The 12,563-nt window shown below is 57.5% G+C and carries 12 protein-coding genes; all 12 read left to right on the top strand.

From position 1 onward, the window contains the following. Positions 1–199 precede the first annotated feature (199 nt). A complete protein-coding gene (serC, locus tag CKW16_RS20445) occupies positions 200–1,285 on the top strand; it encodes a 3-phosphoserine/phosphohydroxythreonine transaminase (protein ID WP_095130160.1) in 1,086 nt (361 codons plus the stop codon). Further along, positions 1,285–2,379: a prephenate dehydratase gene (gene pheA, locus CKW16_RS20450; protein WP_030128742.1), complete on the top strand. Its 1,095-nt coding sequence runs from the start codon at positions 1,285–1,287 to the stop codon at positions 2,377–2,379. The genes serC and pheA overlap by 1 nt, the downstream gene beginning before the upstream one ends. A 12-nt stretch (positions 2,380–2,391) precedes the next feature. Then, the gene (gene hisC / locus CKW16_RS20455; RefSeq protein WP_095130162.1) at positions 2,392–3,504 is read left to right on the top strand and encodes a histidinol-phosphate transaminase; all 1,113 of its coding nucleotides are present in this window, start codon (positions 2,392–2,394) and stop codon (positions 3,502–3,504) included. A 28-nt stretch (positions 3,505–3,532) separates the two neighbouring features. Then, positions 3,533–5,740: a bifunctional prephenate dehydrogenase/3-phosphoshikimate 1-carboxyvinyltransferase gene (locus CKW16_RS20460; protein ID WP_256580534.1), complete on the top strand. Its 2,208-nt coding sequence runs from the start codon at positions 3,533–3,535 to the stop codon at positions 5,738–5,740. Beyond that, a complete protein-coding gene (gene cmk / locus CKW16_RS20465; protein WP_008148720.1) occupies positions 5,737–6,426 on the top strand; it encodes a (d)CMP kinase in 690 nt (229 codons plus the stop codon). Before CKW16_RS20460 ends, cmk begins: the two co-directional genes overlap by 4 nt. A 120-nt stretch (positions 6,427–6,546) precedes the next feature. Next, a complete protein-coding gene (rpsA, locus tag CKW16_RS20470) occupies positions 6,547–8,238 on the top strand; it encodes a 30S ribosomal protein S1 (protein ID WP_033055812.1) in 1,692 nt (563 codons plus the stop codon). A gap of 218 nt (positions 8,239–8,456) precedes the next feature. Beyond that, positions 8,457–8,735, top strand: a complete 279-nt coding sequence (locus CKW16_RS20475) for a hypothetical protein (RefSeq protein ID WP_095130167.1) — start codon at positions 8,457–8,459, stop codon at positions 8,733–8,735. A 153-nt stretch (positions 8,736–8,888) separates the two neighbouring features. Next, positions 8,889–9,185 carry an integration host factor subunit beta gene (gene ihfB, locus CKW16_RS20480; protein WP_007899751.1) on the top strand — a complete coding sequence of 99 codons (297 nt, stop codon included), beginning with the start codon at positions 8,889–8,891 and terminating at the stop codon, positions 9,183–9,185. Positions 9,186–9,212: 27 nt separating this feature from the next. Continuing rightward, positions 9,213–9,452: a LapA family protein gene (locus CKW16_RS20485; protein ID WP_095130169.1), complete on the top strand. Its 240-nt coding sequence runs from the start codon at positions 9,213–9,215 to the stop codon at positions 9,450–9,452. 230 nt (positions 9,453–9,682) lie between these two features. Continuing rightward, positions 9,683–10,759, top strand: coding sequence for a dTDP-glucose 4,6-dehydratase (gene rfbB, locus CKW16_RS20490; protein WP_046047987.1), 1,077 nt, complete (start codon positions 9,683–9,685; stop codon positions 10,757–10,759). Further along, the gene (gene rfbD, locus CKW16_RS20495; RefSeq protein WP_095130173.1) at positions 10,756–11,649 is read left to right on the top strand and encodes a dTDP-4-dehydrorhamnose reductase; all 894 of its coding nucleotides are present in this window, start codon (positions 10,756–10,758) and stop codon (positions 11,647–11,649) included. The genes rfbB and rfbD overlap by 4 nt, the downstream gene beginning before the upstream one ends. Continuing rightward, positions 11,646–12,536: a glucose-1-phosphate thymidylyltransferase RfbA gene (gene rfbA, locus CKW16_RS20500; protein ID WP_095130175.1), complete on the top strand. Its 891-nt coding sequence runs from the start codon at positions 11,646–11,648 to the stop codon at positions 12,534–12,536. The genes rfbD and rfbA overlap by 4 nt, the downstream gene beginning before the upstream one ends. The last annotated feature ends 27 nt before the right edge of the window (positions 12,537–12,563 follow it).

The raw sequence follows: 12,563 nt of genomic DNA on the forward strand, positions 1-12,563 counted from the left end.
GTCCGTAAACAAATATCGACACCCATGGAGATTCCTTGTGGGAGCGGGCTTGCTCGCGAAGACGGACTGACATTCAGCACAGATGTCGCCTGTTACACCGCTTTCGCGAGCAAGTCGAGTCGTCGCACCGCCGCCCCCACATTGGATCTGTGTCGACTGATATGTTTGTACGATCCACCAAATCAGAGCGAGATTGGATGTGAGCAAGAGAGCCTATAACTTCTGTGCCGGTCCTGCGGCACTTCCCGAAGCTGTCCTGCAGCGCGCCCAGGGTGAACTCCTTGATTGGCACGGCAAGGGCCTGTCGGTCATGGAAATGAGCCATCGCAGTGATGAGTTCGTGTCCATCGCCACCAAGGCCGAGCAGGATCTGCGTGATCTGCTGAATATCCCCTCGAACTATAAAGTGCTGTTTCTGCAAGGTGGCGCCAGCCAGCAATTTGCTCAGATTCCTCTGAACCTGTTGCCGGAAAGCGGCACCGCCGACTATATCGACACCGGTATCTGGTCGCAGAAAGCCATCGAAGAAGCGTCGCGCTACGGAAACGTCAACGTTGCCGCTACCGCCAAGCCTTACGACTATTTTGCTATTCCCGGTCAGAACGAATGGAGCCTGTCGAAAGACGCGGCCTACGTTCACTACGCACCGAACGAAACCATCGGCGGTCTGGAATTCAACTGGGTTCCGGAAACCGGTGATGTCCCGCTGGTCGCCGACATGTCTTCCGACATTCTCTCGCGTCCGATCGATGTTTCGCGCTTCGGCATGATTTACGCCGGTGCCCAGAAGAACATCGGCCCGAGCGGCATCGTCGTCAACATCGTTCGCGAAGACCTGCTGGGTCACGCCCGTTCCCTGTGCCCGACCATGCTCAACTACAAGGTCGCGGCCGATAACGGCTCGATGTACAACACTCCGCCAACCCTGGCCTGGTATCTCTCGGGTCTGGTATTCGAGTGGCTGAAAGAGCAGGGTGGTGTTGAGGCCATCGGCAAGCTCAATGAAGTGAAACAGCGCACGCTGTACGACTTCATCGATGCCAGCGGCTTGTACAGCAACCCGATCAACAAGTCGGATCGCTCTTGGATGAACGTGCCGTTCCGTCTGGCTGACGACCGTCTCGACAAGCCATTCCTGGTCGGTGCCGAAGAGCGTGGCCTGTTGAACCTCAAGGGTCACCGTTCCGTGGGTGGCATGCGTGCCTCCATCTATAACGCCGTCGACATCGTTGCGGTCAACGCACTGATTTCGTACATGGCAGAGTTCGAGAAGGAACACGGCTAATGTCTGAGCAAGAACTCAAGGCACTGCGCCTGCGCATTGATGCCCTGGACGAGAAAGTCCTGGAGCTGATCAGTGAGCGCGCACGCTGCGCCCAGGAAGTTGCGCGAGTAAAGATGGCCTCGCTGGCCGAAGGCGAAGTGCCGGTGTTCTATCGTCCTGAGCGTGAAGCTCAGGTGCTCAAGCGCGTGATGGAGCGTAACCAGGGGCCGCTGGGCAACGAAGAGATGGCGCGGCTGTTCCGCGAAATCATGTCCTCGTGCCTGGCCCTCGAGCAGCCGCTGAAAGTGGCGTACCTCGGCCCTGAAGGCACCTTCACCCAAGCCGCAGCCATGAAACACTTCGGTCACGCCGTGATTAGCAAGCCGATGGCGGCGATCGACGAAGTGTTCCGTGAAGTGGCGGCCGGTGCGGTGAATTTTGGCGTGGTCCCGGTGGAAAACTCCACCGAGGGCGCGGTCAACCACACCCTCGACAGCTTCCTCGAGCACGACATGGTGATCTGTGGCGAAGTCGAGCTGCGGATTCACCACCACCTGTTGGTCGGTGAAAACACCAAGACCGACAGCATCAGCCGCATCTATTCCCACGCCCAGTCCCTGGCCCAGTGCCGCAAGTGGCTGGACGCCCATTACCCGAATGTCGAGCGCGTGGCGGTGTCCAGCAACGCCGAAGCGGCCAAGCGGGTCAAGGGTGAGTGGAACTCGGCGGCGATTGCCGGCGACATGGCGGCTGGCTTGTACGGGCTGACCCGTCTGGCCGAGAAAATCGAGGATCGCCCGGACAACTCCACGCGATTCCTGATGATCGGCAGCCAGGAAGTGCCGCCGACCGGCGACGACAAGACTTCGATCATCGTCTCCATGAGCAACAAACCCGGTGCACTTCACGAGTTGCTGGTGCCGTTCCACGACAACGGCATCGACCTGACGCGAATCGAGACTCGTCCGTCGCGCAGCGGTAAATGGACCTACGTGTTCTTCATCGATTTCGTCGGCCACCACCGTGATCCGTTGATCAAGGGTGTGCTGGAAAAGATCAGTCAGGAAGCAGTGGCACTCAAAGTGCTGGGTTCCTACCCGAAAGCAGTTCTCTAAGGGCGGTAGCAAATGAGTGGTGACTTCCTCGCTCTGGCACAGCCGGGCGTGCAACAACTTTCGCCTTACGTTCCGGGCAAGCCTGTGGACGAACTGGCGCGTGAGCTGGACCTTGATCCGGCAAGCATCGTCAAACTGGCGAGCAACGAAAACCCGTTGGGCGCCAGTCCCAAGGCTCTGGCGGCGATTCACGAAGCGCTGGCCGAGCTGACCCGTTATCCGGACGGCAATGGTTTTTCGCTCAAGACCCTGCTGGCCGATCAGTGTCGCGTCGAGCTCAATCAGGTGACGCTGGGCAACGGTTCCAACGACATTCTGGAGCTGGTCGCACGTGCTTATCTGGCGCCGGGTCTGAATGCCGTGTTCAGCGAGCACGCGTTTGCGGTCTATCCGATCGTCACGCAAGCTGTCGGCGCTACGGCCAAAGTGATCCCGGCCAAAGACTGGGGCCATGATCTGTCGGGCATGCTGGCCGCGATCGATGCTGATACCCGCGTAGTCTTTATCGCCAACCCGAACAACCCGACCGGGACCTGGTTTGGCGCCGAAGCGCTGGATGAATTCCTGCAGGACGTACCGGAACACGTGCTGGTGGTGCTGGACGAGGCCTATATCGAATACGCTGAAGGCAGCGACTTGCCAGATGGCCTGGACTATCTGGCGGCCTACCCGAACCTGCTGGTTTCGCGCACGTTCTCCAAGGCCTACGGCTTGGCGGCGTTGCGGGTCGGCTATGGCTTGTCCACGGCGGTGGTTGCGGATGTGCTGAACCGAGTGCGTCAGCCGTTCAATGTGAACAGCCTGGCCTTGGCTGCTGCGTGCGCTGCGCTGCAAGATACCGAGTACCTGGCTGAAAGCCGTCGCTTGAACGAATCCGGCATGCAGCAACTGGAAGCGGGTTTCCGTGAGCTGGGGTTGCGCTGGATTCCGTCCAAGGGCAACTTCATCTGCGTCGATCTGGGTCGTGTTGCGGCGCCGGTCTTCCAGGGCTTGCTGCGCGAAGGCGTGATCGTGCGCCCGGTGGCCAATTACGGCATGCCGAACCACCTGCGCATCACCATCGGTTTGCCGGCGGAAAACAGCCGCTTCCTCGAGGCGCTGACCAAGGTTCTGGCTCGTGGTTGATGTCACTGCACTGCAATCTGCTGAACCTATGATCGGTCGCCTGGTGGTGGTCGGACTGGGGTTGATCGGCGGTTCGTTTGCCAAGGGTTTGCGTGAAAGCGGCCTGTGCCGCGAAGTGGTCGGGGTCGATCTCGACCCGCAGTCGCGCAAACTGGCGGTTGAGTTGGGTGTGGTGGATCGCTGCGAAGAAGACCTGGCCGCTGCTTGCCAGGGCGCTGACGTGATTCAGTTGGCCGTGCCGATCCTTGCCATGGAAAAAATGCTCGGCCAATTGGCTAGCATGGACCTGGGGCAAGCGATTCTGACCGACGTCGGCAGCGCCAAAGGCAATGTGGTGCGGGCGGCAACCGAAGCGTTTGGCGGCATGCCGGCGCGTTTCGTGCCGGGTCACCCGATTGCCGGTTCCGAGCAGAGCGGGGTGGAAGCCTCTAACTCAGAGCTGTTCCGCCGCCATAAAGTGATTCTGACACCGCTGGATCAGACTGATCCGGCAGCCCTGGCAGTGGTCGACCGGTTGTGGCGCGAATTGGGCGCCGATGTCGAGCACATGCAGGTCGAGCGTCATGACGAAGTGTTGGCGGCGACCAGCCATTTGCCGCACTTGTTGGCGTTCGGTTTGGTCGATTCGTTGGCCAAGCGCAATGAAAACCTTGAGATCTTCCGTTACGCTGCGGGCGGTTTCCGTGATTTCACAAGAATCGCGGGTAGCGACCCGGTCATGTGGCACGACATCTTCCTCGCCAACCGCGAAGCTGTCCTGCGCACACTCGATACATTTCGCAGCGACCTCGACGCCTTGCGCGACGCGGTCGATGCAGGGGATGGGCACCAATTGTTGGGCGTGTTCACTCGCGCCCGGGTTGCCCGCGAACATTTCAGTAAAATCCTGGCCCGCCGGGCTTATGTGGACGCTATGAATTCCAACGACCTGATTTTCCTGGCACAACCTGGTGGCCGCCTGACTGGGCGGATTCGAGTACCGGGCGACAAATCGATTTCCCACCGTTCGATCATGCTCGGCTCCCTGGCTGAAGGCGTCACCGAAGTGGAAGGTTTCCTCGAGGGCGAAGACGCCCTGGCAACCTTGCAAGCCTTTCGCGACATGGGTGTAGTGATCGAAGGTCCGCACCACGGCCGCGTGACCATTCACGGCGTCGGCCTGCATGGCTTGAAGCCTGCGCCGGGCCCGATCTATCTGGGCAACTCCGGCACATCGATGCGTCTGCTGTCTGGCCTGTTGGCTGCGCAGAACTTCGACAGCACGCTGACAGGCGATGCTTCGCTGTCCAAGCGTCCGATGAATCGCGTGGCCAATCCGCTGCGTGAAATGGGCGCCGTGATCGAGACTGCCGCTGAAGGTCGTCCACCGATGATCATTCGTGGTGGAAACAAGCTCAAAGGCCTGACCTACACCATGCCGATGGCCAGTGCCCAGGTTAAATCCTGCCTGCTGCTGGCGGGTTTGTACGCCGAAGGCAAAACCACCGTCACCGAGCCGGCTCCAACCCGCGACCACACCGAGCGCATGCTGCGTGGCTTCGGCTACCCGGTTTCCGTCAACGGTGCGACCGCTTCGGTCGAGTCCGGCCACAAGCTGACCGCGACCCACATTGAAGTGCCGGGCGACATCTCGTCTTCCGCGTTCTTCCTGGTGGCCGCGTCGATCGCTGAAGGTTCGGAGCTGGTGCTCGAGCACGTCGGCATCAACCCGACCCGTACCGGTGTGATCGATATTCTGCGTCTGATGGGCGCTGATATCACCCTGGAAAACCAGCGTGAAGTGGGTGGTGAGCCGGTTGCGGACCTGCGCGTACGTGCAGCTAAACTCAAAGGTATCGAGATTCCCGAAGCGCTGGTTCCGCTGGCCATCGACGAATTCCCGGTGCTGTTCGTGGCTGCCGCCTGTGCCGAAGGGCGCACCATCCTGCGTGGCGCCGAAGAGCTGCGGGTTAAAGAGTCGGACCGGATTCAGGTCATGGCGGATGGCTTGCTGGCGCTGGGCGTCAAATGCGAACCGACTCCGGACGGCATCATCATCGACGGCGGCCAGATCGGCGGCGGCGAAGTGCACGGTCACGGCGATCACCGGATTGCCATGGCCTTCAGCGTGGCATCGCTGCGCGCCACTGCCCCGATCCGCATTCATGATTGCGCCAACGTCGCGACGTCGTTCCCGAACTTCCTCGCGCTGTGCGCGCAGGTCGGTATCCGTGTTGCACAAGAGGCTCAGTCGTGATTATCAAGCCACCGGTCATCACCATCGACGGGCCTAGCGGTTCGGGCAAGGGCACTATTGCCGGAATTCTGGCCAAGCGCCTGGGCTGGTGCCTGCTGGATTCCGGTGCGCTGTACCGTCTGCTGGCATTCGCCGCGCGTAACCATGGCGTCGATCTGACCAATGAAGAGTCGCTGAAGCTATTGGCCGCTCATCTGGATGTGCAGTTCGTCGGTGCGACCGAAGGTCATCCGCAGCGGATCATTCTCGAAGGTGACGATGTCACTGATGATTTGCGCAACGAACAAGTTGGCGCCTGGGCTTCCCAGGTCGCTGCACTGCCGGCGGTGCGTGATGCGCTGCTCCAGCGCCAGCGGGCGTTTCAGGAGGCTCCGGGTCTGGTGGCCGATGGTCGCGACATGGGCACGGTGGTTTTCCCCGATGCACCGCTGAAGATATTCCTCACTGCCAGTGCCGAGGAGCGTGCGCGCCGTCGATACTTGCAGTTGAAGGGAAAAGTCGATGGTGTTAGTCTGTCGAGTCTGCTAGATGAGATACGTGTCCGCGATGAGCGTGACACCCAGCGAGCGGTAGCCCCGCTCAAACCGGCGGCTGACGCCATACAGCTGGATTCCACGGAATTATCCATCGATCAGGTGCTGGAACGCATCATGAGCGAGATCGCCATTCGCGATATCGCCGGGTGACCAAGAAACTCCGTAGGGGACCAGTCATAGTCTTGCGGTGTTTCTTCTAATGAACATAACCCACGTCGTCTGGGACGTGGAGATGGGCGTATCCTTCGCCCTTATTCAACAGGAATTAAAATGAGCGAAAGCTTTGCGGAACTCTTTGAAGAAAGCCTAAAAACCCTGAACCTTCAGGCAGGCTCCATCATCACCGGTGTTATCGTTGATATCGATTACCAAGCTCGCTGGGTAACCGTTCACGCTGGCCTGAAGTCTGAAGCACTCATCCCGCTTGAGCAGTTCTACAACGATGCTGGCGAACTGACTATCAACGTCGGTGACGAAGTTCACGTTGCTCTGGACTCGGTTGAAGACGGCTTTGGTGAAACCAAGCTGTCCCGTGAAAAAGCCAAGCGCGCTGAATGCTGGATTGTTCTGGAAGCAGCCTTCGCAGCCGAAGAAGTGGTCAAGGGCGTTATCAACGGTAAGGTTAAAGGCGGCTTCACTGTCGACGTTAACGGCATCCGTGCGTTCCTGCCAGGTTCTCTGGTTGACGTCCGTCCTGTGCGCGACACCACGCACCTGGAAGGCAAAGAGCTGGAATTCAAGGTCATCAAGCTTGACCAGAAACGCAACAACGTTGTCGTTTCCCGTCGTAGCGTCCTCGAAGCCGAGAACTCCGCTGAGCGTGAAGCTCTGCTGGAATCCCTGCAGGAAGGTCAACAAGTCAAAGGTATCGTCAAAAACCTCACCGATTACGGCGCATTCGTCGATCTGGGTGGCGTCGATGGCCTGCTGCACATTACCGACATGGCTTGGAAGCGTATCAAGCATCCTTCCGAAATCGTCAACGTTGGCGACGAGATCGATGTCAAGGTTCTGAAGTACGATCGCGAACGCAATCGTGTTTCCCTGGGCCTCAAGCAACTGGGCGAAGATCCATGGGTTGCTATCAAAGCCCGTTACCCAGAAAGCACTCGCGTTACCGCTCGTGTAACCAACCTGACCGACTACGGCTGCTTCGCTGAGCTGGAAGAAGGCGTTGAAGGCCTGGTACACGTTTCCGAAATGGACTGGACCAACAAGAACATCCACCCTTCGAAAGTCGTACAAGTCGGCGACGAAGTGGAAGTTATGGTTCTGGACATCGACGAAGAGCGTCGTCGTATCTCCCTCGGCATCAAGCAGTGCAAATCTAACCCATGGGAAGATTTCTCTGGCCAGTTCAACAAGGGCGATAAAATCTCCGGCACCATCAAGTCGATCACCGATTTCGGTATCTTCATTGGTCTGGACGGCGGCATCGACGGTCTGGTTCACCTGTCCGACATCTCCTGGAACGAAGTGGGCGAAGAAGCCGTTCGCCGCTTCAAGAAGGGCGACGAGCTGGACACCGTTATCCTGTCGGTTGACCCAGAGCGCGAGCGTATCTCCCTGGGTATCAAGCAACTGGAAAGCGATCCGTTCTCCGAGTACGTTCAAGAGAACGACAAAGGCGCAATCGTTAAAGGCATCGTGAAAGAAGTTGACGCTAAAGGCGCCATCATCACTCTGGCCGACGATATCGAAGCGACTCTGAAAGCCTCCGAAATCAGCCGTGACCGCGTTGAAGACGCGCGCAACGTTCTGAAAGAAGGCCAGGAAGTAGAAGCCAAGATCATCAGCGTTGACCGCAAGAGCCGCGTAATCCAGCTCTCCATCAAGTCGAAAGACGATGCTGAAGAGAAAGAAGCAATCCAGAGCTTGAAAGACAAGCCTGCTGCTGACATCGCTGCTGGTCCTACCACTCTGGGCGACCTGTTGCGTGCACAAATGGAAAAACAGAACTAAGTTCTGTCAGACCATAGAAAAAGGGCGACTTCGGTCGCCCTTTTTTGTGCCTGTGATTTGGTGATTCTGATGGTCACGCGGCGCTGCGATTGTTTGCCGTGAAACCAATCGACCCGGCAAGTTGTCTCTTTCTTTAATCGGATCAATCGTTTATTTGCAGCTAGTCTTTAGCGTGAAGCGAGCGACCGTCGGGCGGCGTGTCCGGCCTAAGGAAGTGAATGAACAAGCTCATAGTTGTCATAGCAGTGCTGACTTTGGCGGGTTGTACCACTAGTGCCAAGACTCACGCGGTGCGTGGGGTCAGTGGCATCGAGATCGATTGTTCGGGGCTGGGGTCGGGATGGGAGAAGTGTCACAAGCGAGCGAACAAGGAGTGCAAGGCGGCGGGCTACAAAGTTGTAGCCAGGTCTGATGATGCCAAAGACGAGGATGAGTACCCCTTTGGCTTTAATCCCGCGGGCTATCTGACGCGCACCATGCTGGTTATCTGCAGATGAATCTGGAAGTGCATGATCAGCGTTCCAGTGATCGTAAATCGGACATCCCTTTGTGGGTAAAGATATGTCAAAACTCGGGCTGTTCAAATTCCTCCGGGCATGCTAAAACCTTTGAAGCGCTTTTCCTAGCTGCTTGAAAAAGAAGGGAAAAATATGACGAAGTCGGAGTTGATCGAACGAATTGTCACCCATCAAGGGCTGCTCTCATCCAAGGATGTGGAGCTGGCCATCAAGACCATGCTCGAACAAATGTCCCAATGTCTGGCCACCGGTGATCGCATCGAAATCCGTGGGTTTGGCAGCTTCTCCTTGCACTACCGCGCACCGCGCGTAGGTCGCAATCCAAAAACCGGTCAGTCCGTCAGCCTCGACGGCAAGTTCGTGCCGCATTTCAAGCCAGGCAAAGAATTGCGCGACCGTGTGAACGAGGAAGAGGAGGAAGGGCTTTGACGGCCTCCGTTATTCAAGGAACCGCTCATGCGTAACCTCAAGCGCGTACTGCTCGCCGTAATCGTCCTGTTGCTGGCTTTGGCGATCCTGGCGTTCGTTCTCGAGAATCAGCAATCGGTTTCCCTGCTGTTCCTGGGTTGGGCGGGGCCGCAACTACCGGTATCGCTGGTCATGGTTGTTGCGTTGCTGATTGGGATGGTGATCGGGCCGATTCTGGGCTGGTTTCTGGGGCGTACTTCCAGAGTTTCACGCAAGCGGCTTGTCTGATTGCGACATGGCGCGGACGGCGCACTAAACTTTAGCCACACTTTGTCTATATCCATTAGTAAAACCGTCATTAAGCTGTAAAATGCTGCGCTTGTCCGATAGTGGCATATTCCCACATCGGTTCAGACTGACTCTGTCAGAGGCCTCAGCTGACTTGATGGCTTCTGCATTCATGGATTAGACAGTGCTCGGTTGGCGGCCCTGTCAGTAACTCAAGGGTATGGTTCCGCGTGAAAATTCTAGTAACCGGCGGCGCCGGGTTTATCGGCTCGGCAGTCATCCGTCATATCATCTCCAACACTACCGACTCTGTCGTTAACGTCGATAAGCTTACTTACGCCGGTAACCTTGAGTCATTGGCCGAAGTTAGCCACAACTCGCGTTACGTATTCGAGCGCGTCGACATCTGCGACCGTGATCAGGTCGACCGCGTCCTGCGTGAACACCAACCGGATGCGATCATGCACCTGGCCGCAGAGTCCCACGTTGACCGCTCGATCTCTGGTCCGTCTGAATTCATCCAGACCAACATCATCGGCACTTACACCCTGCTGGAAGCTGCACGCCACTATTGGGCGGCGCTGGATGATGCGCGTAAAACCAACTTCCGCTTTCACCATATTTCGACTGACGAAGTTTACGGAGACCTCGAAGGTCCGGAAGACCTCTTCACCGAAACCACACCGTATCAGCCAAGCTCGCCATACTCCGCCAGCAAGGCCAGTTCCGATCACCTGGTTCGTGCCTGGAGCCGTACTTACGGCTTGCCGACCCTGGTCACCAACTGCTCGAACAACTACGGCCCATGCCATTTCCCTGAGAAGTTGATCCCACTGATCATTCTCAATGCACTGGAAGGCAAGCCGCTGCCGGTCTACGGCAAAGGCAACCAGGTCCGCGACTGGCTCTACGTCGAAGACCACGCCCGCGCACTGTACAAAGTCGTGACCGAAGGCGTTATTGGCGAGACGTACAACATCGGTGGCCATAACGAAAAGCAAAACATCGAAGTGGTGCATACCCTGTGCGCACTGCTCGACGAACTGCGTCCCGATTCAGCTCACCGGCCACATGCCAGCCTGATCACTTACGTTCAGGACCGCCCGGGCCACGATCAGCGTTACGCAATCGACGCCAGTAAAATCCAGCGTGAGCTGGGTTGGACGCCGGAAGAAACCTTTGAAACCGGCATTCGCAAAACGGTGGAGTGGTACCTCAACAACACTGAATGGGTCGCTCACGTAAAGAGCGGTAGCTACCAGCAGTGGATCGACCAGAACTACGCAGATCGTTCGAACAAAGCATGAAAATCCTTCTGCTGGGAAAAAACGGCCAGGTAGGCTGGGAGCTGCAGCGCTCCCTCGCACCGCTGGGTGAGTTAATCGCCCTGGACCGTCATACAGTTGATGGCTTGTGCGGAGATCTGTCCGATCTCGATGCCTTGCGCGCAACGATTCGCCAGGTCAAGCCCGACGTCATCGTCAATGCTGCGGCCTACACCGCTGTCGATAAAGCCGAGTCCGAGACCGAGTTGGCCGACCGTGTGAACGGTCAGGCAAGCCAGGTCATTGCCGGAGAGGCTGCGACTCTGGGTGCCTGGCTGATTCATTATTCGACTGACTACGTCTTCAGCGGCCAAGGCTTTACTCCGTGGCAAGAGTCAGATGCAGTCGCCCCGGTGAATCACTACGGCGCGAGTAAACTGGCCGGCGAACAGGCGATTACCGCGTCGGGCTGCAAGCATCTGATCTTCCGCACCAGCTGGGTCTATGGCGCTCGCGGCAACAACTTCGCCAAGACCATGCTGCGTCTGGCCAAGGATCGCGAAACCTTGAGTGTCATCGCCGACCAGATCGGAGCCCCAACCGGGGCAGACCTGATTGCTGACGTGACTGCGTTGGCCATTCAGCAAGTTCTGCAACGTCCCGAGCTGTCGGGCTTGTATCACTTGGCGGCCAGTGGCGAAGTGTCCTGGCACGGCTATGCTAGCCATGTGATCGGTTTCGCCCAAGACAACGGCGAGCAGCTCGCCGTAACGGCGATCAATCCGATCGAAACGACGGCTTATCCAACACCTGCGCGCCGCCCTCTGAATTCGCGATTGAATACTCAGAAGCTGCGTGACAACTTTTCTCTACACTTGCCGGATTGGCAAAGTGGCGTAACCCGAATGCTTAAGGAAGTTCTGAATAAATGAGCACGACAAATCGTAAAGGCATCATCCTCGCTGGCGGCTCGGGCACGCGTCTGCATCCGTTGACCCTCGGCGTGTCCAAACAGATGCTGCCGATCTACGATAAGCCGATGATCTTCTATCCGCTGTCAGTGCTGATGCTTGCGGGTATGCGCGAAGTCCTGATTATCTCTACGCCTGAAGACTTGCCATGTTTCCGCAAATTGCTGGGTGACGGCAGCCTGTACGGCATCAAGCTGACCTACGCCGAACAACCTACTCCGGATGGTCTGGCACAAGCCTTCATCATTGGCGAAGAGTTCATCGGCGAAGATCCTTGCTGCCTGATCCTGGGCGACAATATCTTTTACGGTCAGCATTTCTCGGACAACCTGCGCTCCGCCAGCTCTCAACAACATGGCGCTACCGTATTCGGCTACCACGTCTCCGACCCGGAACGCTTCGGTGTTGTCGAGTTCGACAAAACCGGGCGCGCTCTTAGCATTGAAGAGAAACCGCTGAAGCCAAAATCCAACTATGCAGTGACCGGCCTGTACTTCTACGACAACGATGTTGTCGAGATCGCCAAGAGCATTAAGCCGTCCGAGCGTGGCGAGTTGGAAATCACCGACGTTAACCGCGCCTACCTCGAGCAGAACACCCTCAATGTAGAAATGCTCGGACGCGGTTTTGCCTGGCTGGACACGGGGACTCACGACTCGTTGCTCGAGGCCAGTCACTTCGTGCACACGATCGAGCAGCGTCAAGGCTTGAAAGTGGCCTGCCTGGAGGAGATCGCCTACAACAACGGTTGGATTACCGCTGAACAGTTGGGCGCTCAGGCCGATAAGCTGAAGAAGACTGGCTATGGTCAGTACCTGCAAAAACTGCTGGATTTGGATTCCCTCTGAGTCGAGAGGGTTTACTTTCAAACCTAG

This window comes from Pseudomonas sp. Irchel s3h14, assembly GCF_900187425.1.
Classification (GTDB): domain Bacteria; phylum Pseudomonadota; class Gammaproteobacteria; order Pseudomonadales; family Pseudomonadaceae; genus Aquipseudomonas.

What these genes read in the sequence shown, in the direction of transcription:
- ihfB (WP_007899751.1), top strand. Translation starts at nt 8,889, where the DNA reads ATGACGAAGTCGGAGTTGATCGAACGAATTGTCACCCATCAAGGGCTG.
- pheA (WP_030128742.1), top strand. Translation starts at nt 1,285, where the DNA reads ATGTCTGAGCAAGAACTCAAGGCACTGCGCCTGCGCATTGATGCCCTG.
- rfbA (WP_095130175.1), top strand. Translation starts at nt 11,646, where the DNA reads ATGAGCACGACAAATCGTAAAGGCATCATCCTCGCTGGCGGCTCGGGC.
- CKW16_RS20475 (WP_095130167.1), top strand. Translation starts at nt 8,457, where the DNA reads ATGAACAAGCTCATAGTTGTCATAGCAGTGCTGACTTTGGCGGGTTGT.
- CKW16_RS20460 (WP_256580534.1), top strand. Translation starts at nt 3,533, where the DNA reads ATGATCGGTCGCCTGGTGGTGGTCGGACTGGGGTTGATCGGCGGTTCG.
- rpsA (WP_033055812.1), top strand. Translation starts at nt 6,547, where the DNA reads ATGAGCGAAAGCTTTGCGGAACTCTTTGAAGAAAGCCTAAAAACCCTG.
- hisC (WP_095130162.1), top strand. Translation starts at nt 2,392, where the DNA reads ATGAGTGGTGACTTCCTCGCTCTGGCACAGCCGGGCGTGCAACAACTT.
- rfbD (WP_095130173.1), top strand. Translation starts at nt 10,756, where the DNA reads ATGAAAATCCTTCTGCTGGGAAAAAACGGCCAGGTAGGCTGGGAGCTG.
- CKW16_RS20485 (WP_095130169.1), top strand. Translation starts at nt 9,213, where the DNA reads ATGCGTAACCTCAAGCGCGTACTGCTCGCCGTAATCGTCCTGTTGCTG.